Genomic DNA, 23,396 nt, shown 5'->3' with positions numbered 1-23,396 from the left:
CGGTCAGAAGATGCCGGCGGCGATGTTGATGGCGAGGGCGAGCACCACGGTGTTGAACATGTAGCCGATCAGCCCTTGCAGGGTTGCGAGACGGCGCATCTTGCGGCCGGTGATGTTGACGTCCGACACCTGGAACGTCATGCCGAGGACGAAGGAAAAATAGATGAAATCGAGATAATCCGGTGCGTCCTCGCCCGGAAAATTCAGGCCGCCCTCGGGCCCGGCCTCGGTGGTGGCGTAGAACTCATGGGCGTAGCGATAGGCGAAGGTGACCTGGGTCATCAGCCAGGAGGCCGCGAGGGTCAGGGCGACGAGGGCGATATATTCGGTGTGGTATGATTTGAGTTTCGCGAGGCCGGAGAAGATGACGATGGCGGTGAAGCTCATCAGCGCGCCGATGATGGTGAGGGCGAACAGGGTCCATTCGCCCTCTTCCTGCCGTGCCGCGTCGGAGGCGATGCGATGATGATCGGCGCGGAGGAAATGGTTGGTCGCCAGGATCAGGAAAACGGCGACGGCGACATCCCAGGCGATGACGCCGCGCGTGGTCGCGGGGAGCGTGGCGGGAAGGAACGGCAGCGCGAGCAGGCCGCAGAGCAGGCCGGTGAACAGGCGGGGTCGGCCGCGGATGATGCGGATCGGCAGGAGGGGTGCGGACATGCCGCCTTAATAGACGACCGTGCTGTAATAGCCAGTCGCACCGTGCCGGCGCATCGTGGAGCGGCCTGATTCGAACGCCAGGGGTGCGATGTCGGACGGGCAGTAATGGGCGACCACGCTGCGGCGGGTGGCGTCGTTGGAAATCGGCCGGCCGCCATGGGCGAGGTCGGCGTGCCAGATCAGAACATCGCCGGCTTTGGCGAGCAGGCGGTGTTCGGGCAGGTTGCGCGCGGCGGCGGTGCTGAGGATCGACTGGCCGTGCTGTTCCTCGGCCTCGCGCAGTGAATTGCCGCCGGCGATGTTCATGCGCATGGCTTCGTGCAGGCTCTTGTGGCGGTCGGCGTAGATGAAATCGGGGAAGTTCTGGCTGCCGGGATAGTAGATCAGTTCGCCGGCGCCGTCGGTGACGTCTTCCAGGGCGATCCAGGATGCGGCGAAGCGCCGGGCGTGGGAATAGACGACATAGGCGGTGTCCTGATGCGCCGGTTGACCGGAGCCGCGCAGGAATCCGAGGCTCTGCGAGGCGAGGGGGGGGCGTTCGAACAGGAGATGCAGGAAACCGATGATTGCCGGCGCGAAGATCAGATCGCGCGTTGCCTCGGAATGCCAGTGCAGATCGAGCGCCTTGGCCGGCTTGGTATTGACATCGGGCCGCCAGGAGATGTCGTTTGGACTGGCACTGAGGCATTGGAACAGCAGCGCCGGAAATCCGCCCTGATAGGCGCGGTCGAGGTCGGCGCGCGCGGCGTCGAGCACATGATCGGCGATGGCGCCGGGGAGGAGCACGTAGCCGTGGTCGACCCAGTGGGTGAGAAGCGCGGCATCGGCATCGCTGAGCGCGCCGATTGCGTGGCGGCCGGCGATCGTGTCGGCGGCGTCGGGCGCGTCCGTCCAGAGGCCGCCGAAGCGGGCGCGGGGGCGGGACGGGTTTTCCGGCCGCGGTGCGGCGGGATTGGGCAGGTAGCCGCGATAGCGCCCGATCCGTTGCCAGTGATCCCAGTGATCGCGCGCCCTGCCCTGTTCGATGTCGCTGATGACCATCGGGTAGACCCGGCCATACCAGGCGGTGTCGAACACCGGGCTGCAGAGGCGGCCTTCGTCGCGCCCGTGCAGACGGTAATGATGATAGCCATCGACGAAATAGCCGGCGGAGATGCCGTTGACCACATCGGGGTTGATGGAGAGGTAATAATCCTCATCGAACAGATCATCGCCGGTGGGGGGGGATTCGCCGGTCGGGGTGCCCGCGGATGCGGGGGCTTGTCCGTCAGGGTCATGCGTGGCGGTTTTGAGCGTGCTGGAAAGATCGTCCACGGAAGTCCCTTCGGAAGCGGTGTTTTATCGGGCCGGATTGTAACCGACACGCAACAGCCTATCGAATCCGATTGCGTTGTGCAACGCAAAATTCATGCTGTCATGGCTTCATCATCGAGCGGTAGGCGAGCTGATCGGCGTGGAGACGCTGGAACACGCTGTATTTCCGGTCGTGGTACCGGCGCATCCGCGGGTTCGGCGCGATGATGGTGCCGGTGTCGCTCATGGCCGCCATCGCGGCGCGGATGCCGGGATAGGCGTTGCCGGCGACGGCGCCGAGCATGGCGGCGCCGAGCAGAACGGCCTCGGGTTCGCCGGGCAGCACGAGGCGGCATTGCGTGGCGTCGGCATGTTCGCGCAGGAATACCGGATTCTTGACGCCGCCGCCGGTGACGAAAATTGTATCGATGGCGTAACCGGCGTGATTCATCGCGGTGATGATCTCGCGCGTGCCGTAGGCGATGGCCTGGATGGTGGCGAGGTAGAGGCGGGCGCAATCCTGTGGTGTGGCCGAGAGGGTGAGGCCGGTGATCATGCCGCGCAGCGTGGCATCCGCATGGGGTGAGCGGTTGCCGTGGAAATCGGGCAGCACATGCAGATCCCCGGTGAGGGCGGCCGGGCCGGGACCGGCGCCGGGGGCGAGGTCATCGAGCATGGCGTTGAGGATCTGGTAGGTTGTGACATTCCGCTCGCGCGCCGCGGCGGCGATGGACGGATAGGCGGCGTGGGTGGTGATGACATGATCGATCAGGGCGCCGGTTGCGGATTGCCCGCCCTCGTTCAGCCAGAATTCCGGGACCATCGCGCTGAAATAGGGACCCCAGACGCCGGGGACGAAGGCGGGCGCGCGCGCGATCGCCATGTGGCAGGACGAGGTGCCGCCGATCAGCGCGAGGCGGCGGTTGAAAGCGGCATCATCGGGCGGGGCGCCGTCGAGCGTGGCGCCGATCACGCCGATGCCCCCGGCGTGGGCGTCGATCGCGGCGGTGCCGACCGGGACGCCCGGCGCCAGGCCGAAGGCGGCGGCGGCTTCGGGGCTGAGTCCGGCGGCGAGCGCCGTGCCGGGCGGGCTGATGGTGGTGCCGATGCGGGAAAAACCCTCATCGGCGAGGTCGCCAAGGCCGATGGCGCGGAAGAAGGCGGCATCCCAACGGTTTTCGTGGCCGAGATAGGTCCATTTGCACACGGTCGAACAGAGCGAGCGCGTCATCGCGCCGGTGGCGCGAAAGGTCAGGTAATCGGGCAGGTCGAACAGATGGGCGGCGCGCCGCCAGACGGTGGGGGCATGGTGCTTCAGCCAGAGCAGCTTGGGCATCTGCATTTCGAGCGAGATGCGGCCGCCGACATAGCGCAGCACCTCATGGGGAGCCGCGTTGATGGCATCGGCCTCGGCATGGGCGCGATGATCGGCCCAGAGCATGATGTTCTGCTCCGGCGCGCCATCGGGGTCGACGCTGAGCGGCGCGCCGTCTGCATCGAGCACCACCAGCGAGCAGGTGGCATCGAAACCGATGCCGCGGATGCGCCGTTCCGGCCCGGCGAGGGCGACGGCTTCGCGCACCGCGGCACCGACGGCGGCCCAGATGTCGGTGCTCGATTGCTGGATGAAACCGGGGTGCGGCCGCCAGGCGGCGATCGGCCTTGTGGCATTGCCGAGCAGGCGGCCGGCGCGATCGAAGACGCCGGCCCGGGCGCTGCCGGTGCCGACATCGATGCCGATCACGGCGTCATCGATGGTCATTGTCATGCGGGGTGTCTGATCCTTGGGGGGCATCGGCGCGGGATGCCGTGGCGATCAGGCGATCGAGGGTTGCGAAATCGGCAATGCCTTCCATGCCGCCTTTACGGCTGACGGCGAGCGCGCCGGCGGCATTGGCGTAGGTGAGGGCGCGTTCGGTCGGCATGCCCTGGAGCAGGCAGGTGACGAAGGCGGCGCCGAAACAATCGCCCGCGCCGGTGGGGTCGACCTCGTCGATCCGGAAGGCCGGCAGATCGAAGCTTTCGGTGCGGCTGCGGAAACTCACACCCCGGCGGTTGCGCTTGATCACGATCATGCGGATGCCGAGGCCGAGCAGGTCATCGATCGCGGCGCGCTCGGATTTGGCCTCGGTCGGCAGCAGGATTTCCGGGCCTGAGGGCATGAAGATGTCGGTATAGCCGAGCATGAATTCGAGGCCGGCGCGCATTTCGGGAATCGTGAGCATTTCCTTGCGGATATTCGGGTCGAACGAGATCACGGCGCCATTGGCCTTGGCCAGTTCGATCGCTTCCTTCATTTCGTCGATGATATGAAACGAGAACAGCGATGTGCCCATGATGTGGAAATGGGCGCATTGGGCCAGCATGCCGTGAGCGGCGGCATCGATTGTGATGTGTCCTGCCGCGCTGCGTTTGAGGTTGAACAGGAAGTCCCGGTCGCCATCCTCGCGGTAGCGCACGAAGGCGCTGGCGGTGACCTGATCGGGGTCGACGCGCACGGCGCTGACATCGACCCCCTCACGCCGGAGGCGATCGACGCAGAGCCAGCCGAAATCGTCGTCGCCGATGCAGGAAATGATGCCGGCATCGGCGCCGAGGCGGGCGGCCTGGGCGATGAAGGTGGCGGGGGCGCCGCCGGGAAACGGTCCCATCAGGCGTCCGGGTTCACGAAATCCCTTGCCGCGCTCTTCGGCGAGGATGTCGACCAGGATCTCGCCCATGGTGATGACCATGCCGGTCATGACGGGGCGCCTGAGTTGAGGACGAGATCGGAGGTGGGGTGGGGGGTGGTGCGCGGATGATTGGAAAAATGCGCCTCGCTGCCGGCGTCGGCGTCGATCGGGCGGAAACCGGCGGTGATCAGGATGTCGCGCGCGCGGTTGCTCGGCGGACCGGGCAGGATGATGTCGGTCACGGCGGGGAGGGGGATCTGCGCGGGGCGGCGCTCGAGCGAGAGCGCGGGGTTGCCGACCAGCATGACGCTGCGGCCGGCGCGCCTGACGGAGGCTTCGGTCAACCGCTCGATCGGTTTGGAGGCGAGCAGGAAGGCGGCATCGGCGGAGATTGCGTCGGCATCGAGCACGGCCCAGGCGAGAGGGTAATGCTCGAGGCTGCGCAGCGCGTTGCTGCCGTTGAACGTTGAGCCATCGGTATCGATCTCGCCGCCGAGACAATAGATGCGGGCATCGAGGCAGGTGCGGGCGAGGGGGATCGCCTCGACATTGGTGAGCACGACCGCGATACCCTGGATGTCGGCGAGCCAGGGGATGATTTGCGGCGCCAGCGCGCCGGGGCCGATCAGCACGGTCTGGTCCGGCGCGATCAGGCTCTGGGCGCGGCGGAGCATGGGGACGATCATGGCCTTGGTGAGGGCGGCGCCGGCCGGACGGTCGCGTTTGGTGATCGATTTTGCCGCGATCGCCTTGCCGAAGCTGCGCACGATGAGGCCTTGATCCTCGAGATAGGTGAGGTCGCTTCGAATCGTGACTTCGGAGACCATCAGCGCGGCGCTGAGTTCATCGACCCGCATCTGGCCGTGCTGGCGGATCCAGTCGGCGATTTTCAGGCGCCGTTGCAGCACCGCACTCTTGGCTCCCAAAGTCATGCGTGTCGTGTCATCCTTGCCGCGTCATGCGTGACGGCTCGTTGCTGCTGTCCAGGACGGCCCATAGGTGATCGATGCCAGTGATTGGCGCGGAAGTCCATAGGTTTCGCTTTGAAAGTCGATGATCTGGCGTAGTTGTGCCAGAGTGGAAGGGTTTTGGCTGTTTCAGGGCATATATGCCTAGATTTGCATCCATTGTGCCGCTGGAAATTTGAATTGACTTTCTAAATGAAAGTCAGGTAGCTACGAATCACAAGACGCGGCCAAGCCGTGCTTACCCTTAGCGAGGAAACCCGAGGAAACGGATGATGAAAAGACATATCGTGTTTGCGGTCGGTAGCCTGACCGCGGGATGGCTTGGTTTCGCCGGCATTGCCGCGGCCGCGACCCTGACGATTGCGACGGTGAATAATCCGGACATGCTGCAGATGCAGAAACTCTCGCCGCAATTCACCAAGGAAACCGGCATCAAGCTCGACTGGGTGGTGCTGCCGGAAAACACCCTGCGCCAGCGGGTGACGACCGATATCGCGACCAATTCGGGCAATTTCGACATCGTGACGGTCGGTTCCTACGAGGTGCCGATCTGGGGCAAGAGCAACTGGCTCACCCCGATCAAGGGTCTGCCCGCGAGCTATGACGAAGCCGATATTTTCCCCTCGGTGCGCAAGGGGCTGTCGTATAAAGGCACGCTCTATGCCCTGCCGTTCTACGCCGAAAGCTCGGTGACCTATTACCGGACCGATCTGTTCAAGAAGGCCGGGATCGTGATGCCAAAACATCCGACCTATCAGGAAATCGAGCAGTACGCGGCAAAAATCAACGATCCGGCCAAGGGCGTCTACGGCATCTGCCTGCGCGGCCTGCCGGGCTGGGGCGAGAACATGGCGTATTTCGATACGCTGGTGAACACGTTCGGCGGCCGCTGGTTCAACATGAAATGGCAGCCCCGGCTCGACAGCGCGGCGTGGAAGAACGCGGCCAATTATTACGTGAATATCGAGAAGAAATACGGCCCGCCCAACGTCACTTCCAACGGGTTCACCGAAAACCTCGCGCTGTTCAGCCAGGGCAAATGCGGCATGTGGATCGACAGCACGGTCGCCGCCGGCACGCTGTGGGACCCGGCGACCTCGAAAGTGGCGCATGATGTCGGCATGGTCGATGCGCCGGTGGCCGTGACACCCAAGGGGTCGCACTGGCTCTGGGCCTGGGCGCTCGCCATTCCCAAGACGACGCGGCACAAGGCCGATGCGATGAAATTCCTCGAATGGGCGACATCGAAACCCTATCTGGCGCTCGCCGGCAAGACGTTCGGTTGGGTGCAGACGCCGCCGGGGACGCGGATTTCGACCTATCAGAATCCGGACTACCTCAAGGCGGCGCCGTTTGCCGACATGGTCAAGCACGCGATCCTGACCGCCGATCCGACCGACCCGACCCTGAAGAAAGTGCCCTATACCGGCGTGCAATTCGTTGCGATTCCGCAATTCGAGGGCATCGGCACCGAGGTGGGCCAGCAGCTCGCCGCCGCACTGGCCGGGCAGAAATCGGTTGATGCGGCATTGGCGCAGGCGCAGTCTGCCACGGCTCGCACTATGAAAGAGGCCGGCTACCACTGATCGGCCAGGCGACCGGGCGCTCCGCCGCGTGGCGGGGTGCTCCGGTGCTGAAGTGGGGTGCTGAAGTGGAAGGGTGCAAAACATGGATCACGGCAGCGATCGGGCGACCCCGATGACCACGACGGCAACCATGCGCGGCACAAGGCAGGTGAACACGCTGCCGCTGTTGCTGCCGGCGGTTGTCTTGTTGTTGTTATGGTCGGTCCTGCCGCTCCTTCGAACGCTGATATATTCGTTTGAGCACTATAATTTGATGACACCACCTGCCCGTTTTAACGGCGGGCTGAATTATCGGTATCTGTTCACCGATGTCTCGACGTGGATTGCGATCAGGAACAGTATCGTTCTGGTCGTGGGGGTGCTGGTTGCCTCGATCGTGTTCGGCACCCTCATCGCGCTGTTGCTCGATAATGATTTTCCAGGCCAGAGCATTGCAAGATTGATGGCGATTGCGCCGTTTTTCGTGATGTCGCCGGTTGCGGCGCTGATCTGGAAAAACCTGTTGCTCGATCCGGTCAGCGGTCTGTTCGGCTGGTTCATGACGCTCGCCGGGCTGCGGCCGATCGCGTGGTTCAGCACCGCGCCGATGCTTTCGGTGATCATGATCTATTCCTGGCGCTGGATTCCCTTCGCGACGCTCATTCTGCTGACCGCCCTGCAATCGCTCGATACCGATCAGCTCGAGGCGGCGCGGATGGATGGCGCCAAGGGTTTCGCGCGGCTGCGATATATTGTTCTGCCCCATCTGCTGCGGCCGATTTCGATTGTGATCATGCTGGAGTCGATTTTTCTGCTCTCGGCTTTTGCGGTGATCTATACGACGACCAACGGTGGTCCGGGGGATGCGACGACGACGCTGACCTATTTGATTTTCATCAAGGCGCTCAATGATTTTTCGATCGGCAGCGCCTCGGCGGCCGGTGTCTTTGCCATCGTGCTGGCGAATATTCTCGCGGTTTTCCTCATCCGCGCGGTTTCGCGCAATCTGCAGGCCTAGCGCGATGAAACCATCCGCCGCCAGCCGCGTTCTGTTTGGTCTCCTCGCCTGGATCGCGGCCCTGGTGATGTTTTTCCCGATCCTCTGGATGGTCGTGACCGCGTTCAAGACCGAGGGTCAGGCGATCGCGATTCCGCCGCTGATCCTGTTCACCCCCACGATCAGGAGTTTTATCGATGCCACCGCCAATGCGGGGTATCTGCTGTTCGCGCTGAACAGCGTGATCGTGAGCGTCGGGTCGACCACGCTCGCGATCGTGATCGCGTTTCCCGCGGCGTATGCCCTGGCGTTCTTTCCGGGCAAGCGCACCGAATTCACGTTGATGTGGATGCTCTCGACCAAGATGCTGCCGGCGGTGGGCGTTCTGATGCCGATCTATCTTGGTTTGAAGACGATCGGGTTGCAGGATACCCGGATCGGTCTCGTCGGCATCGACACATTGATGAACCTGCCGATCGTGGTTTGGATGCTGTATTCGTTTTTTAAGGAAATTCCAGGGGAGATTCTTGAGGCGGCGCGGGTCGACGGCGTCGGGCCGCGTCAGCAGATGTGGTATCTGCTGTTGCCGCTCTCCGGGCCGGGGATCGCCTCGACCGCCCTGCTCGCGGTTATTTTGTCCTGGAACGAGGCGTTCTGGAGCATCAATGTCACCGCCTCGCGCGCCGGCACGCTGGCCGCCTATATCGCGCGGTTTTCCGCGCCTGAAGGCCTGTTCTGGGCGAAGCTCTCGGCGGCGTCGGTCTTGGCGGTGGCGCCTATTCTGGTATTCGGCAGCCTGACACAACGGCGCCTGGTGCGCGGGCTGACGTTTGGCGCGGTGAAATAGAGGCAATCATGGCAAAGCTCGTTCTGCAGAAGGTCGAAAAGCGCTACGAGAATTTCCACGCCATCAAAGGTGTCGACCTCTCGATCGATGATCGTGAATTCGTCGTGTTCGTCGGCCCCTCGGGCTGCGGCAAGACGACTCTGCTGCGCATGATCGCTGGACTCGAGGAGATCACCGGCGGTGATTTCAGCATCGATGGCATCCGCGCCAACGACATCCCGCCCGACAGGCGCGGGCTTGCGATGGTGTTTCAGACCTACGCGCTCTATCCGCACATGACAGTCGCTGAAAACATGGGTTTCGCGCTGAAGATGGCGAAGGTTCCGCGCGAGGAGATCAAGGCGAAAGTCGCTCACGCCGCCGCGATGCTGCAACTCGACAAGGTGCTGGACCGAAGGCCGAAAGCGCTCTCGGGCGGGCAGCGCCAACGCGTCGCGATCGGGCGGGCGATCGTGCGTAATCCGAAGGGGTTCCTGTTCGACGAGCCCTTGTCGAATCTCGATGCCGCGCTGCGCGTGCAGATGCGCACCGAGCTGGTCAAGCTGAACAAGCAGCTCCAGACCACGATGATCTATGTCACGCACGACCAGATCGAGGCGATGACGATGGCGGACCGGATCGTGGTGCTGAACGCCGGCATCGTCGAGCAGGTCGGCAGTCCGCTCGAGCTTTATAACAATCCGGCCAATTTGTTTGTCGCCGGTTTCATCGGATCGCCCAAGATGAACCTGCTGGAGGGCGTGGTTACGGCGCGCGATGACCGGCATGTCGAGGTGGCGCTCGATGATGCCGGCGGCGTGAGTGTCGTGGCCGAGGGCATCGCGGTCGCGCCGGGGACCCGTGTGACGGTGGGCATGCGCCCGGAGCATACGGCGCTGGTCGCTGAGGGTCCGATCGGCGGTATCGCCGATTTCGTCGAGCATCTCGGCAATGAGACGCTGGTTTATGTCAAGCGGCCGGATGGCCGGTTATTGATCGTCAAAGCCGATGATCTGGCGGGCGTGCATATGGGCGATGCGGTCAGCCTCGCGCCCAAGGGGGAGCGTTCGCTGCTGTTCGGCCCGGATGGCAAGGCACTGCTGCGGCGCGCGTTTCATCTGCACTGAGCGCCATGCGCGCGTTCATCTGCGCTGAGCGCCAATTGATCTGATTACCAGGAGAACCAGGATGTATCTCGAAAAATTCAATCTTAAGGGTCGTAACGCGGTCGTGACCGGCGGGGGCAGGGCGATCGGGCTTGCGTGTTCGACCGCGCTCGCTGAGGCGGGGGCTTATGTCGTGATTGCGGATCGTGATGCCAATGTTTGCGAGGAGGGCAAGGCCAGTCTCGCGAAACTCGGTTATGCCGCCGAGAGCCTCGTGCTCGACGTGACGGATAGTGCGGCGGTGAACGCCGCCGCAGACGCACTCAACGAAAAACTCGGCTCGATTGATATTCTGGTCAACAATGCGGGGATCGCGCGTTCCGGCACTGCGGCCGAGGACACCACCGATGAGCATTGGCTCGATGTCATCAACGTCAATCTGAACGGCACGTTTTATTGTGCCCGCGCCTTCGGCAGACCGATGCTGGCGCGGAGAAGCGGTGTCGTCGTCAACATCGGCTCGATGTCGGGATTTATTTCCAACAAGCCGCAGAAGCAGAGTTTCTACAATGCCTCCAAAGCCGCGGTGCATCATCTCACCCGCTCGCTCGCGGGCGAATGGGCCGATCGGGGCGTGCGGGTCAATGCCGTCGCTCCCACCTACATCGACACGCCGCTGACCCGTTTCGGCATGGAGGATGATGAACTCAACCGGATCTGGCTCGACATGACGCCGATGCACCGTGTTGGCCAGACGCATGAAATCGCCTCGGTCGTTTTGTTTCTCGCCTCCGAGGCGTCGAGCCTGATGACCGGATCGATCGTGTTGGCGGATGGCGGCTATTGCGTCTGGTGATCTGGACGATCGATCGGCGCCGGATCATGGCGCCGGTGTGTATTGACCTGTGGTTTTCATGAACCGTGAGGCTTTCACTCGCACGGGATGGCGGCGCTGCCGCAACGGCGAGTTGAGTTGGCCCGCGTGGAGGACTATACGAAAATGGTGCAGTGCGAACAGGCTCGACCCATGAATTTTTCCCAGCCGATCATCGAGCCATTCGATTACATCGTGTTCGGGGGCACCGGTGATCTTGCGAAACGAAAACTGCTGCCGGCGCTCTATCACCGCGACCTCGACGGTCAGTTGCCGGGCGCATCCCGCATCATTGGTTCGGCCCGCGCGGAAATGACCCGCAAGGGGTTTCAGGCCCTGGTGCAAAAAAGTCTCGAAGAATTCGTCGCGCAGGATGCGCTCGACAAAATCGTGCTCAAGCGGTTCCTCGAACGCCTGCATTACGCCTCATGCGATGCGACGGCCGCGCGGGGCTGGCCCGATCTGGCCAGGCTGCTTGCCGATGAACCACGCGACATCCGCGTGTTCTATCTCGCGACCTCGCCTGAACTTTATGGCTCGATCGCGGATAATATCCACGCGCACAAGCTGCAAACGCCGGAAACCCGCATCGTGCTCGAAAAGCCGATCGGCCATGACCTTGCTTCCGCCCGCGCGATCAATGACCGGGTGGGTGCGGTGTTCGAAGAGCGCAATATTTTTCGGATCGATCATTATCTCGGCAAGGAGACGGTGCAGAATTTGCTGGTGCTGCGCTTTGCCAATTCGCTGTTCGAACCGGTGTGGAATCATAACGGCATCGATCATGTGCAGATCACGGTGGCCGAAACCGTCGGTGTCGAGGAGCGCGGCGGTTATTACGACCACACCGGCGCGATGCGCGACATGATCCAGAATCATCTGATGCAGCTGCTCTGCCTGGTCGCGATCGAACCGCCCTCGACGCTGGAGCGCGAAGCGGTGCGCGACGAAAAGATCAAGGTGCTGAAATCCCTCGCGCCCATCACGCAGAACGAGATTTCGACCAAGACCGTGCGTGGCCAGTATCGCGCCGGCGCCATCAATGGCGGTCCGGTCAAGGCCTATGCTGATGAGCATGATATTGTGCCCGGTTCCACCACCGAAACCTTCGCCGCCCTCAAGGTCGAGGTGAAAAACTGGCGCTGGGCCGGCGTGCCGTTCTATCTGCGCAGCGGCAAACGGCTGCCGGAAAAAGTCTCGGAAATCGTGATCCAGTTCAAGCCGGTGCCCTACTGGATTTTTCCGACCGGCTCTGATCATGCCCAGCCCAACCGTCTGGTCATCCGGGTGCAGCCGGATGAGCACATCCGCCTGCATCTGTGGACCAAGGAGCCCGGGCCGGGTGGGTTGCGCCTGCGCAATGCCCCGCTCAACCTCAGCTTTGCCGAAACCTTCAAGGGCCATCTGCCGGATGCCTATGAGCGCCTGCTGATGGATGTGGTGCGCGGCAACGCCACGCTGTTCATGCGGCGCGACGAGGTTGAAGCCGCCTGGGAATGGACCGAAAGCATTCTCGATGCCTGGAAACAATCGGGCGAGCGGCCGAAACTCTACACCGCCGGCACCTGGGGACCCTCCGAAGCGATCGCCATGATCGTGCGCGACAATCGCACCTGGTTCGATGAACAGGCCGGTGATTATCCCGGAAACTGACATGATGTTAGAAAGCGAGATTCAGACATGCTGAACGATGGAATTGCCCGCGTGACCGACCGGATCCGCGAACGCAGCCATGCCAGCCGATCCGCCTATCTGGCGCGAATCGAAGCCGCGGCCAAGCGCGGTGTGCACCGCAGCGCGGTCGGCTGCGCCAACCTCGCCCACGCCGTCGCCGGCTGCTCGCCCGCCGATCAGGCCGATCTGAAACGCGATGAAAAGCCCAATATCGGCATCGTCACCTCGTTCAACGACATGCTTTCGGCGCATCAGCCGTTCGAACGCTACCCCGATCTGATCAAATCGGCGGTGCGCGCCGCCGGCGGCATCGCCCAGGTCGCCGGCGGCGTACCCGCGATGTGCGATGGCGTCACCCAGGGGCGCGAGGGGATGGAGTTGTCGCTGTTCTCGCGCGACGTGATCGCCATGGCCACCGCCATCGCCCTCTCGCACGATGTGTTCGACGGTGCCTTGCTGCTCGGCGTGTGCGACAAGATCGTCCCTGGCCTGGTCATCGCAGCCCTCACCTTCGGCCATCTGCCCTCGATCTTCATTCCCGCCGGCCCGATGCCTTCGGGGATTTCGAACACCGAAAAATCGCGCATCCGCCAATTGGCCGCCGAGGGCAAGATCGGCCGCGCCGAATTGCTCGAAGCCGAAGCCGCCTCCTACCACAGCCCCGGCACCTGCACCTTCTACGGCACCGCCAATTCCAACCAGATGCTGATGGAAATCATGGGGTTGCACCTGCCCGGGGCCTCCTTCGTCAATCCCAATACGCCCCTGCGCGATGCGCTGACCGAAGCCGCATCGAAGCGCATTCTCGAGATTACCGCGCGCGGCAATGAATTCACGCCTGCCGGCGAAATGATCGACGAACGCGCCGTGGTCAACGGCATGGTCGGCCTGCTCGCCACCGGCGGCTCGACCAACCACACCATCCATCTGGTCGCGATGGCGCGTGCCGCCGGCATCCATATCAACTGGCACGATCTCTCCACATTGTCGGACATCGTGCCCTCGCTCACCCGCATCTACCCGAACGGCCCGGCCGATGTGAACCAGTTTCAGCAGGCCGGCGGCATGCCGGTGCTGATCGGCAGCTTGCTCGACCACGGGTTGCTGCACGGCGATGCGAGCACGGTCTGGAGCCGCGATGGCATGGCGGCCTACCGCGACCAGCCCCGCCTTGAGGATGGCGTGCTGCACTGGCGACCCGGCCCCGCCGAAAGTGCCGATCGTGCGATTTTGCGCGACGCCGCCGACCCGTTCAGCACGGATGGCGGGTTGAAGATCATGCATGGCAATCTCGGCGAGGCGGTTGCGAAAATCTCGGCGGTGAAGCCTGAGCACCGCATCGTCGAAGCGCCGGCCCTGGTGTTCCGCAGCCAGGAGGAATTGCAAGCCGCGTTCAAGGCCGGCGAATTGCACCGCGATTTCATCGCCGTTGTCACCCACCAGGGCCCGATGGCGAATGGCATGCCGGAACTGCATAAACTCACCCCGCCGCTCGGCGTGTTGCAGGATCTCGGTTTCAAAATCGGTCTGGTCACCGATGGCCGCATGTCCGGCGCTTCGGGCAAAATACCCGCGGCCATCCATGTCACGCCGGAATGCGCGCGGGGCGGCCCGCTCGCCAAAATCCGTGATGGTGACATGATCAGGCTCGACTGCGCTGCCGGGGTGTTGAGCGTTCTGGTCGATGATGACGAATTCGCCGCGCGGCCGCTGCCTGAGATCGACCTTGCCGGTAATCACCATGGTGTCGGCCGCGAGTTGTTCGCTGCCTTTCGCAGCGCCGTCGCCGGGGCCGATGTCGGCGCGAGCGTGTTCGCATGAACCGCCAGAACGGCCTCGCCGAACGCCTCGCCATCTCGCCGGTGGTGCCGGTCCTGACCATCGAGGATGCTGACCACGCCGTGCCGTTGGCCCGCGCCCTGCTCGATGGCGGCATCGGTGTGGTTGAGGTCACGCTGCGCACGAAAGCCGCCATGGCCGCCATGGCGGCCATGATTGCGGAGGTTCCCGGCATGGTCGTTGGTGCCGGCACCGTTCTCACGGCGGCGCAGTATCGGGCCGTTGCCGATCTCGGGGTTCAATTCGTCGTCTCGCCGGGGTCAAGCCCGCAGGTGCTGCAGGCCGCGGCCGATAGCCGGGTTCCCTTTCTGCCCGGGGCGGCAAGCGCCACCGAGGTGCTCCATCTGCTCGAAGCGGGGTTTCATCTGCAAAAATTCTTTCCCGCCGAGCCCGCGGGAGGGATTTCCATGCTCAAGGCCATCGGGGCACCGATTGCCGAGGTGCGCTTCTGCCCCACTGGCGGTATCACGCCGACCAATGCCGCGCTGTATCTCGCGCTTGCCAATGTTATCTGCGTTGGGGGGTCATGGCTCACGCCGGCGGCGGCGATGCGCAACCATGACTGGGGCCATATCACCACCCTTGCCGCCGAAGCCGCGGCCCTGCGGGAGAGCGGGGTCAGGGGTCTAGACCGGTAAGGGTCTGCGGTCGCTCCCGTGGTTCATGCGTCCGCCGGTTTCACCCTGCGGGCGCGCAGACGCCGGATGCGCCGGGCGTCGGCATCGAGGATCAGGAATTCGACGCCGGAGGGGTGGCGCAGGATTTCGCCGCGCGTGGGAACGCGGCCGGCCAGGGTGAAGACGAGGCCACCAACCGTGTCGAGGTCGGTTTCGCGTTCCTCTTCGGTGAGGATGTCACCGAAGCGGGCGACGAAATCCTCGATCGGCAGGCGGGCGTTGAGATCGACGCTGCCGTCGTCGCGCTCGATCATCAGAGGGCCTTCGATTTCGTCATGTTCGTCATCGATGTCGCCGACGATGGTTTCAACCAGGTCTTCGATGGTGACGAGACCATCGACGCCGCCGTATTCGTCGATCACGAGGGCGAGGTGGGTGCGGCGCTGGCGCATTTGCAGCAGCAGGTCGAGCACCGGAATCTGGGGGGCGACCATCAGCGGCTTGCGCAGGATTTCGCGCAGCGAGAAGGTTTCGGGCGGGCCGGTGTAGCCCATGACGTCCTTGAAATGGACCATGCCGAGAATGTCGTCGAGATGTTCGCCGAACACGGGCATGCGCGAATGACCTTCGCGGCGGATCTGGTCGATCGCCTGATCCAGCGTGACGTCGGCGCGCATGGCGATGATGTCGGCCCGCGGGATCATCACGTCATCGGCGGTGAAGCCACGCAGGCGGAGCACGTTGGCGATCAGGGCGCGTTCCTGCCGGTCGAGGCCGGTGCCGCCGTCCTCGGCGTCGAGTTCGGCGTCGGCTTCCTCCATCAACTCGCCGATCTGCTGGCGCAGGTCGGGTTGTTCGCGCATTTTATGGAGAAGTTTGGTGAACCACGATCCGCTCATGACGCGTATTTCCAGGGATTGGGAATGCGGATGCGCGCGAGGAGCCGGGTTTCCAATTGTTCCATTCGGCGGGCTTGCCCGGCATCGTGATGGTCTTCGCCGGCAAGGTGCAGTGCGCCGTGGATGACGAGGTGAGCGAGATGGTGGGAGGGGCGCTTTCCCGCCGCCGTTGCTTCGCGCAAAACCACGCCGAGCGCGAGGATGATTTCCGGCGGGGACTCATAGGTGAGTACGTTGGTGGGTTTGTTGCGGCCACGATCGCGCGCGTTCAGATGCTTGACCGTGGCATCATCGGTGAGAACGACGGTGGGCGATTTTCCGGTCACCGCGAGGGCGCGGGCGATCAGGCGTTCCGGATTGACGATGTGGCGGCGCCAGAGCGGTTCGGTGATAACGACTTCCCCCCGCACCACGCACGTGGTGCGGGGGCGGTTACTGTATGGCTCGGAGGGCTCCATCAGTGGCCGCGTTCGCGTTCCTGTTGCGCTGTCATCCGCTGATCATAAGCGTCGATGATGCGGGCGACCAGGGGGTGGCGCACCACATCGCCCACACCGAAGCGGGCGATGCCGATGCCGGGGACGCCTTCGAGTGTGTCGAGCGCATCGGCGAGGCCCGATCGCGCGCCGGTCGGCAGGTCGATCTGCGAGAGATCGCCGGTGATGACCATGCGCGTCCCTTCGCCCATGCGAGTGAGGAACATTTTCATCTGCACCGGGGTGGTGTTCTGGGCTTCATCGAGGATGACGAAGGCATGGGCGAGGGTGCGGCCGCGCATGAAGGCGAGGGGGGCGATTTCGATTTCGCCGGCGGCCATGCGGCGGGTCATGAGGTCGCCGGGCAGGAGATCCTGCAGGGCGTCGTAGAGCGGGCGGAGGTAGGGGTCGACTTTTTCCTTCATGTCACCCGGCAGGAAGCCGAGGCGTTCGCCCGCTTCAACCGCGGGGCGGGAGAGCACGATGCGATCGACCCGGCCGGAGATCAGCATGGCGACAGCCTGCGCGACGGCGAGATAGGTTTTGCCGGTGCCGGCGGGTCCGATCGCGAAGACCATTTCATGCTTGGCGAGCAGCTCGATATAGCCGGTCTGGCCGGGGCTGCGCGGGCCGACGGCGCCTTTGCGGGTGCGGATGGCCGGCAGGTCGGACAGCGGCAGGCGGGGATCGGCGGCGGGGTCGACCAGGCGGGCGGCGGCATCGACCTCGCCGGCGTCGATCGCTTCGCCGCGGGTGAGGCGTTGGTAGAGCGAGGAGAGGGCGATTTCGGCGGCTTCGACCTTGGCGGCTTCACCGGTGATCGAGACGCGATTGCCCCGGCAGGCGACGCGAACACCGAGGCGCTGCTCAATGCGGGCGAGATTGCGATCGTGGTCGCCCACGAGAACCGACAACAATCCGTTGTTGTTGAAGGTTAAAGTGCGGGATAGCGAAGCCGGTGGTGCGATGATCTGGCTCAAGCGGCGATTTGCTCCTGATTGAGAGTGGCCATGAGGGAGTTGGGATTGGCGGCAGTGATTGTCACGGCATGGATACTGCCGGGGGCGAGATTGGCGTGCTCGACCACGACGGGTTGCAGATAGGGCGAGCGGCCGGCGATCTGGCCTTGGTGGCGGCCGGGACCGGTGAACAGGACATCAAACCGCTTACCGATTTGCGCGCGGTTGAATGCGTGCTGCTGATTACGCAGGGTTTCCTGCAATTCCAGCAGCCTGGCGTGGGCGAGGGCGGGGTCGACCTGGTCGCGCGCGTCGGCGGCGGGTGTGCCGGGCCGACGGGAATAGGTGAAGCTGTAGGCGAGGGCGAATTCAACCTCTTTCACCAGTTTCATGGTGGCTTTGAAATCGGCATCGGTCTCGCCGGGGAAGCCGATGATGAAATCGGACGAGAAGGCGATGTCGGGGCGGGCGTTGCGGAGTTTTTCGATGATGCGGCGGAAATGGTCGGCGCTGTGGCGGCGGTTCATCGCGGTGAGGATAGCGTCGGAGCCGGATTGCACGGGCAGATGCAGGAAGGGCATGAGTTTGGCGTTGGTGCGGTGGGCTTCGATCAAATCGTCGCTCATGTCGCGCGGGTGGGAGGTGGTGTAGCGCAGGCGGGCGAGGTCGGGCAGTTCGGCGAGGGTTTCGAGCAGGCGGGCGAGCGGCCAGATTGTACCGTCCAGACCTTCGCCGTGCCAGGCGTTGACGTTCTGGCCGAGCAGGGCGATCTCGCGCGCGCCGCCTTCGATCAGGCGTTTGGCCTCGGCGATGATGGCGCTGACCGGGCGGCTGGCTTCGGCGCCGCGGGTGTAGGGGACGACGCAGAAAGTGCAGAATTTGTCGCAGCCTTCCTGGATCGCGAGATTGGCGATCGGGCCCTGGCTGGACTGGGCTTCGGGCAGGAAGTCGAATTTCTGGTCGGCCGGGAAATCGGTGTCAATGACAGCGGCGTGTTTCGCTTCGACCGCGGCGATCAGTTCGGGGAGTTTGTGATAGGCCTGCGAGCCGACCACGAGATCGACATAGGGTGCACGGCGGAGGATTTCGGCCCCTTCGGCCTGGGCGACGCAGCCGGCGACCGCGATCATCATGCGACCGTTGCGCGCGTCCTTGACCGCGCGGAGGCGGCCGAGGGCGGAGAATAGTTTTTCGGCGGCACGTTCGCGGATGTGGCAGGTGTTGAAGATGACCATGTCCGCATCGTCGGTCGGCACCTCGCGATAGCCGAGCGGGCGCAGGATGTCGGCCATGCGGAGGCTGTCGTACGCGTTCATCTGGCAGCCCCAGGTCGCGATATGGAGGGTGCGCAGGGGAGGGACGGCAAGAGGCGGTCGGGCGGTGGCTGGGGTGGTCGCGGTCATTCCTGGTCATCCGGGCATGAGAAATGCCCGTGGATGTGCCGAGAACCCCGGCGGGTCAAGCGCGTGATGATGATGTCGCTCCCGAGTCCATAATGTGAGTATCGCAGATCAACCGGGCGCGCTGTCAAGATTTTTTCGGTGATGGTTCGGTGAAACGATGCTGGCGCAGGGCGGCGGCGTCTGTTGCGATGCCGGATTCGAGCGCAGCACTCAGCGCCTTGCGCCCGGCCGTGGCTTCAACCGGCTGGCCGAACACGATGCTGGCGCGCCAGCCGTGCTGACCGAGGCGAAGATAGTGTGACGCAAGATCCATATCGCCGTACCAGGCGATCAACGGTCGGTTGCGCCGGCAGATTGGCAGCGCATCCATCTGATCATAAACGATTGTTACAGGCTGGATCAGAGGTTTTATCGCGCTATCCGCGAGGGCCAGAAAACTCGACCGGAACGGCAGCACGCGCGCGCCGTCCGAGGTCGTGCCTTCGGGGAACAGGATCAGATTATCCCCGGCGGCAAGGCGCTCGGCCAGTTCGTCGCGCTCGCGCGCGGCGCCGGTACGGCTACGGCTGATGAATACGGTGCGGCCGGCGCGGGCGATTGTTTTCACCAATGGCCAGGTGGCGACGTCACCTTTGGCAATGAAACAACCGGGCAACACCGCGCCGAGGACGATGATGTCGAGCCAGGAGGAATGGTTGGCGACGAACAGAACCGGTCGCTCGCCACCGGAGGCCGGCGTGCCGACGACGCGAAGCCGGACACCGAGAAGCCGCGCGCAGCCCGACCAGTAGAGCATCGGCAATCGCTGTTTCGCGGTGCCGCGCCGGCGGATCAGGGCGAATTGCACGGGCAGCAGCAGCAGTGTCCAGCCCAGCACGGCGATCAAGCGCGCGCCCATGCGCAACCGGCCGGTCATGATTACGGCGCATCGCCTTTCAGCATGGTGCGCAGATCCGCGATGATCGGGGCGGGGTCGACGCCGAGCGTGTCGCGCAGGACATCCGCCCAATCGCCGACGTCTTCGACGCGGGTGGGGTTGTCGCGCAGGAGTTCGCGCTTGATGAAGGGGTAGCCGGACAGGAGCAGGTGGCGCCAGAGGTCAGACGTGGGGTTGAGCGGCTTGCGCCGGGCGATCGCGTCGCGCAGGCGCAGGATGTGCAGCCAGCGGGTGAGGTCGAGCGGATCGTTGCGCGCACCGGCGGTACCATCGCCATCGAGATAGCCGGCAAGTTGGTCGCGGGTGATCTGCTTGGTCAGCATTTCGTAGGGCCAGAGCACGGCGACGCGCAGCCCGGCTTTGATCATCGCCTGGGTCATGCCGATTTCGTATTTGCCGATGACATAGGTTTTCGAGGGGGCGGGGATGACCTGGCTCCAGAATTTGCGAAAGACCGGTGAGCGGATGGCACGGGGGCCGAAGGCGACGAAATAGGATTGCAGATGGTAGCGGCGCTGCCAGCTTTCCGTCAGACCCCAGACATCGGCATCGGTGTAGTCGAGGCGGAGCAATGTCGCTTCCAGCGGACGGACCGGGCCGAACACGCTGTCGTTGACGATGATGATTTCCTCGGTTTCGGGCTGGGGCAGGTTGAGGGTTTCGATACCGTCGCGCCAGCCGCCGAAATCGTAGCCGATGTTGCGCCGGATCAGCACGCCGGCGCAGAGGGTGAGGAGGCGGGCTTCGGCATTGGGCTCGATTTTGCCGGCGTTGGTGATGAACACCACCGAACGGCCGGATGAGGCGAGTTGCGCGATATAGGTGAACAGCGCCTCGCGTACCCTGCCGCCGCGATCCCAATGCAGGAACAGGACCACTTTCGGGCCGAGGGTGATGCCGGTGGCCGGCTTGCTGACGATGACCTGATGCGGGCTGCGCAACCGGCCGAGGACGCCCGCCACGGCCAAGGTGACGGCAGTGCGGACGGCGCTGACGCCCAACCAAATTCGACGCAATGTGCTCGCCATCAGCCTGTTTTGCCTGTCAGTTCGTCAACGAGATCGGCGGGTGCGGCGGTGTAGCGCGCGACCATGGCGCGGCCGAGTGCCGTGGCTTCGGCGGCGCGCCCGGTTTGGTGCAGGGCGATAAGCTCGCCGCGTAAAGCTTCCCAGAACAACTCCGGCGCGGCTGCGCCTTCGGTGATTTCGGCGCCGAAGCCGCGGCGGACGGCGGCGAACGCGGCTTCGGCGCGGTGGGGTTGCGCCGGGGGCTGCAGGTCGAGCACGCCGAGGGCGAAACCAGCGCTGCGCAGGGTTTCGGTGGTGGCATTAGCGAAATTGGCGAAATCGGGCTCGATGCGCGGGCGGAGCAAGGCCGCGCCGGCGAAATCGCCACGGTTGACCGCGGTGATGAAGCCGCGCAGCGCGAGGGTTTTCACGCGGGCGGGATCGGCGGCGTCAGCTTCCATCGATTCAAGCAGGGCGGACAAACGTGCCGTATCATGTTGATCGATCGCGAAATGGGCTTCGGTTGCGATCAGATCGACCCGGCTGGCGGGGTCGAGCAGCGCGTGATCGATCAGGGCGATCAGGGGGCGGGCTTCGTCGAGCCGGCCGAGATGGATCAGGCGCAGGGCGGCCTGGGCGCGGGCATCGGCCTGCGCGTGCGGCGAAAGGGCGGGCAGCCGGTGTAAAAGTGCGGGGATGGCGGCGGGATCGCCGGCCACCAGGGTCAGGGCGATCAGGGCGATCGAGGCGTCGGTACCGTCTTCGTCGATCGAGTCGGCCGCCCATTTATCGATCGGGGTGGTCGCGCGCAGGGTGGCGGCATCGTCGTAGCGGGCGCGGTTGACCAAAGTGACGAAGGCACCAAGGGTGATCTGGCGGCGGCGTTCGGCGTCGATCGGGATGGCGGCGATGCGGGCGGGGGCGGCGGCGGGGTCGCCAATGACGAGGTCGAGGATGGCGAGGCCGATGGCGGCATCGAGGCCGGATGGGGGGTGCTCGGCCCCGGTGACCGGTGCGGCGAGGGATTCGATGTCCTGCGTGGTCGCGAATTCCTGCGCGTCGCGGTAGCGCGCGGTGTTCACCAGGCGGGAGAAGGCGCCGATCAGGATATCGCGGCGGCGTTGTTCGTCGATGGTGAGGCCGGTGAGGCGGGCGGGCACATCCATCGGATCGCCGGTGGCGAGGTCGAGTAGCGCGAGGGCGAGGCGGGCGTCGCTGCCGGCGGCATCGTCGCGGGCGACGGCGCGGCGGACGATGTTTTCGTCATCCGCCAGGGTGATGGCGGCGTCGTAGCGCCCGGCATCGACCAGGCGGCAGAAGGCGTCGAGCAGAATGGCATCGCGGCGCAGCGGGTCGAGCGGGAGCGCACGGAGCAGCGACGGGATGGCGGCGGGGTCGGCGGCGTGTTCGATCGTAATGACCAGGGCGTTGACGGCATCGGTGGCGGCAGCGCTTTCGCCCGCGATGCAGGTGGCGGTGACCTCGGGGATGTAGGGTAGCGCCTCGGCATAGCGGGCGCGGTTGACCAGGCGGATGAAGCCGCCGCCGAGCAGGGCCGGGTAGGTAGGATCGGCGGGGCCGAGTGCCTCGGCCATGGCGATGGCGGCAAGCGGGTCGCCATCCTCGGCCAAAGCGAGTTGACCGAGAACGATCAGGGCGTCGCGCTTTATGGTTGGTGGCAGATCGTCAGGCGGGGTGGTGAGGTGTTCGCGGGCGAGCAGGGTGCGCGCGAGGTCGGTGGCGCCGGCGTTGGTGAGTTCGATCACGCCGCGCCAGACGATGCCCGCGCGTTCAGCCGCGGCGCCGGGGCAATCGTGCAAGGCGGCGAAACGGGGCAGGGCTTCGGCATCGCCGGTGCGCGCCGCCTCGATCGCGGCTTCGGCGATGCCGCGCCAGGAGAGCTCCTCGGCGAGACCGTCATTGAGCGACAGGCGCGCGAGGGCGGCGTGCAGCGTGAGGGCCGCGGCGCTGGCGAGCAGGAACAACGGGGCGGCGTGATGGCGGGTGGCAGGGTCGGCGCGCAGGCGGCTCGCTTCGGCGTAGAGGATCATGCCGAGGTTGAGCGGCATGCGATCCTTGAGTTCGGCGAGGCTGAGCCCGGCGAAATCCGGCGGGAGGGATACGATGCTGTCGAGATCGAGGTCGAAGCGTGTGCGGATCGCGGGCCACAGGCGGTCGCGGACCGCGCGTGCCGCCTGCCAGTCGAGGTCGACCGCGGCCTCGAACAGGGCGCGGCCGGCGAAGCCGAGGCCGAGGTCGGTGATGGGCGGGATGGCGGCGGCGCGGGCAGTGAGATAGGCGCGGAAGCGCTGGCGTTGGGCCGTATCGTCATCGATGAGGCCGGTATCGATCGGGCCGGCGTAGGCGACCAGGGTGAGACCGTCGCGGCCGATGGCGGCGGCGGTGAAACCGGCGCGGTCGAGCAGGCGGCGCAGGCTGGCCTCGGTCTGGAACACCATGTGGATGCCGGGGGCGAGCAGTTGGACCAGGGCGGCTTCGGGCGTGTCGCGGTTGATCGCGGCACCGTCCGGCGTGGTGAGCAGCAGGATACCGCCGGGGGCGAGGCGGGCGCGGATGGCGGCGAGCAGATTGGCGGGGGTTTCGACATGTTCGATCACTTCGGT

20 protein-coding genes are annotated in these 23,396 nt (G+C 64.7%); 8 read left to right on the top strand and 12 right to left on the bottom strand.

Annotated features, from left to right (window positions below; all coding sequences use genetic code 11):
• Positions 1 to 3: 3 nt before the first annotated feature.
• The 5 genes from ACP5E6_RS00315 to ACP5E6_RS00295 all read right to left on the bottom strand — a co-directional run bounded on the left by ACP5E6_RS00315 (position 4) and on the right by ACP5E6_RS00295 (position 5,557).
• The gene (locus tag ACP5E6_RS00315) at positions 4 to 660 is read right to left on the bottom strand and encodes a DUF1345 domain-containing protein (RefSeq protein WP_427950098.1); all 657 of its coding nucleotides are present in this window, start codon (positions 658 to 660) and stop codon (positions 4 to 6) included.
• Between the two features lie 6 nt (positions 661 to 666).
• On the bottom strand, positions 667 to 1,974 hold the full coding sequence (locus tag ACP5E6_RS00310; protein ID WP_427950096.1) for a phytanoyl-CoA dioxygenase family protein: 1,308 nt from the start codon (positions 1,972 to 1,974) through the stop codon (positions 667 to 669).
• A gap of 100 nt (positions 1,975 to 2,074) precedes the next feature.
• On the bottom strand, positions 2,075 to 3,721 hold the full coding sequence (locus tag ACP5E6_RS00305; RefSeq protein ID WP_427950094.1) for an FGGY-family carbohydrate kinase: 1,647 nt from the start codon (positions 3,719 to 3,721) through the stop codon (positions 2,075 to 2,077).
• The gene (locus tag ACP5E6_RS00300) at positions 3,702 to 4,694 is read right to left on the bottom strand and encodes a sugar kinase (protein ID WP_427950091.1); all 993 of its coding nucleotides are present in this window, start codon (positions 4,692 to 4,694) and stop codon (positions 3,702 to 3,704) included. The genes ACP5E6_RS00305 and ACP5E6_RS00300 overlap by 20 nt, the downstream gene beginning before the upstream one ends.
• The gene (locus tag ACP5E6_RS00295; RefSeq protein ID WP_427950088.1) at positions 4,691 to 5,557 is read right to left on the bottom strand and encodes a DeoR family transcriptional regulator; all 867 of its coding nucleotides are present in this window, start codon (positions 5,555 to 5,557) and stop codon (positions 4,691 to 4,693) included. The genes ACP5E6_RS00300 and ACP5E6_RS00295 overlap by 4 nt, the downstream gene beginning before the upstream one ends.
• A 308-nt stretch (positions 5,558 to 5,865) precedes the next feature.
• On the opposite strand from ACP5E6_RS00295, the gene ACP5E6_RS00290 reads away from it, so the two are divergent.
• The 8 genes from ACP5E6_RS00290 to eda all read left to right on the top strand — a co-directional run bounded on the left by ACP5E6_RS00290 (position 5,866) and on the right by eda (position 15,112).
• Positions 5,866 to 7,179, top strand: a complete 1,314-nt coding sequence (locus tag ACP5E6_RS00290; RefSeq protein WP_427950085.1) for an ABC transporter substrate-binding protein — start codon at positions 5,866 to 5,868, stop codon at positions 7,177 to 7,179.
• Positions 7,180 to 7,261: 82 nt separating this feature from the next.
• The gene (locus tag ACP5E6_RS00285) at positions 7,262 to 8,176 is read left to right on the top strand and encodes a carbohydrate ABC transporter permease (RefSeq protein WP_427950082.1); all 915 of its coding nucleotides are present in this window, start codon (positions 7,262 to 7,264) and stop codon (positions 8,174 to 8,176) included.
• A gap of 4 nt (positions 8,177 to 8,180) precedes the next feature.
• Complete coding sequence (locus ACP5E6_RS00280) at positions 8,181 to 9,002, top strand: carbohydrate ABC transporter permease (protein ID WP_427950079.1); 822 nt, start codon at positions 8,181 to 8,183, stop codon at positions 9,000 to 9,002.
• 8 nt (positions 9,003 to 9,010) lie between these two features.
• Entirely contained in the window at positions 9,011 to 10,108 is a 1,098-nt protein-coding gene (locus tag ACP5E6_RS00275) for an ABC transporter ATP-binding protein (protein ID WP_427950077.1), read from the top strand.
• 61 nt (positions 10,109 to 10,169) lie between these two features.
• Positions 10,170 to 10,943, top strand: coding sequence for an SDR family NAD(P)-dependent oxidoreductase (locus ACP5E6_RS00270; protein WP_427950074.1), 774 nt, complete (start codon positions 10,170 to 10,172; stop codon positions 10,941 to 10,943).
• A 171-nt stretch (positions 10,944 to 11,114) separates the two neighbouring features.
• Positions 11,115 to 12,614, top strand: a complete 1,500-nt coding sequence (zwf, locus tag ACP5E6_RS00265) for a glucose-6-phosphate dehydrogenase (RefSeq protein ID WP_427950071.1) — start codon at positions 11,115 to 11,117, stop codon at positions 12,612 to 12,614.
• Positions 12,615 to 12,641: 27 nt separating this feature from the next.
• Complete coding sequence (gene edd, locus ACP5E6_RS00260) at positions 12,642 to 14,456, top strand: phosphogluconate dehydratase (protein WP_427950068.1); 1,815 nt, start codon at positions 12,642 to 12,644, stop codon at positions 14,454 to 14,456.
• Complete coding sequence (eda, locus tag ACP5E6_RS00255; RefSeq protein ID WP_427950065.1) at positions 14,453 to 15,112, top strand: bifunctional 4-hydroxy-2-oxoglutarate aldolase/2-dehydro-3-deoxy-phosphogluconate aldolase; 660 nt, start codon at positions 14,453 to 14,455, stop codon at positions 15,110 to 15,112. Before edd ends, eda begins: the two co-directional genes overlap by 4 nt.
• A gap of 23 nt (positions 15,113 to 15,135) precedes the next feature.
• Here eda and ACP5E6_RS00250 read toward each other — a convergent pair whose 3' ends face one another.
• From ACP5E6_RS00250 to ACP5E6_RS00220, 7 genes are all read right to left on the bottom strand, one after another.
• Positions 15,136 to 15,990 (bottom strand): hemolysin family protein, encoded by an 855-nt coding sequence (locus ACP5E6_RS00250; RefSeq protein ID WP_427950062.1) that lies wholly within the window; start codon positions 15,988 to 15,990, stop codon positions 15,136 to 15,138.
• Positions 15,987 to 16,448, bottom strand: a complete 462-nt coding sequence (ybeY, locus tag ACP5E6_RS00245) for an rRNA maturation RNase YbeY (RefSeq protein WP_427950059.1) — start codon at positions 16,446 to 16,448, stop codon at positions 15,987 to 15,989. Before ybeY ends, ACP5E6_RS00250 begins: the two co-directional genes overlap by 4 nt.
• Positions 16,448 to 17,446: a PhoH family protein gene (locus ACP5E6_RS00240; protein WP_427950057.1), complete on the bottom strand. Its 999-nt coding sequence runs from the start codon at positions 17,444 to 17,446 to the stop codon at positions 16,448 to 16,450. Before ACP5E6_RS00240 ends, ybeY begins: the two co-directional genes overlap by 1 nt.
• Positions 17,443 to 18,828: a tRNA (N6-isopentenyl adenosine(37)-C2)-methylthiotransferase MiaB gene (gene miaB / locus ACP5E6_RS00235; RefSeq protein WP_427950055.1), complete on the bottom strand. Its 1,386-nt coding sequence runs from the start codon at positions 18,826 to 18,828 to the stop codon at positions 17,443 to 17,445. The genes ACP5E6_RS00240 and miaB overlap by 4 nt, the downstream gene beginning before the upstream one ends.
• Before the next feature lie 124 nt (positions 18,829 to 18,952).
• Entirely contained in the window at positions 18,953 to 19,744 is a 792-nt protein-coding gene (locus ACP5E6_RS00230) for a lysophospholipid acyltransferase family protein (RefSeq protein WP_427950053.1), read from the bottom strand.
• A gap of 2 nt (positions 19,745 to 19,746) precedes the next feature.
• Complete coding sequence (locus ACP5E6_RS00225; protein ID WP_427950050.1) at positions 19,747 to 20,793, bottom strand: rhamnan synthesis F family protein; 1,047 nt, start codon at positions 20,791 to 20,793, stop codon at positions 19,747 to 19,749.
• A partial coding sequence (locus ACP5E6_RS00220) for a methyltransferase domain-containing protein (RefSeq protein ID WP_427950047.1) occupies positions 20,793 to 23,396 on the bottom strand: 2,604 nt, incomplete at its 5' end. The genes ACP5E6_RS00225 and ACP5E6_RS00220, both read right to left, overlap by 1 nt.

Origin of the sequence: Acidiphilium sp. (assembly GCF_049977125.1) — a bacterium.
GTDB lineage: Bacteria > Pseudomonadota > Alphaproteobacteria > Acetobacterales > Acetobacteraceae > Acidiphilium.
The sequence above is the reverse complement of the archived record's forward strand: the minus strand, read 5'-3'. Positions and strand labels throughout refer to the sequence as shown.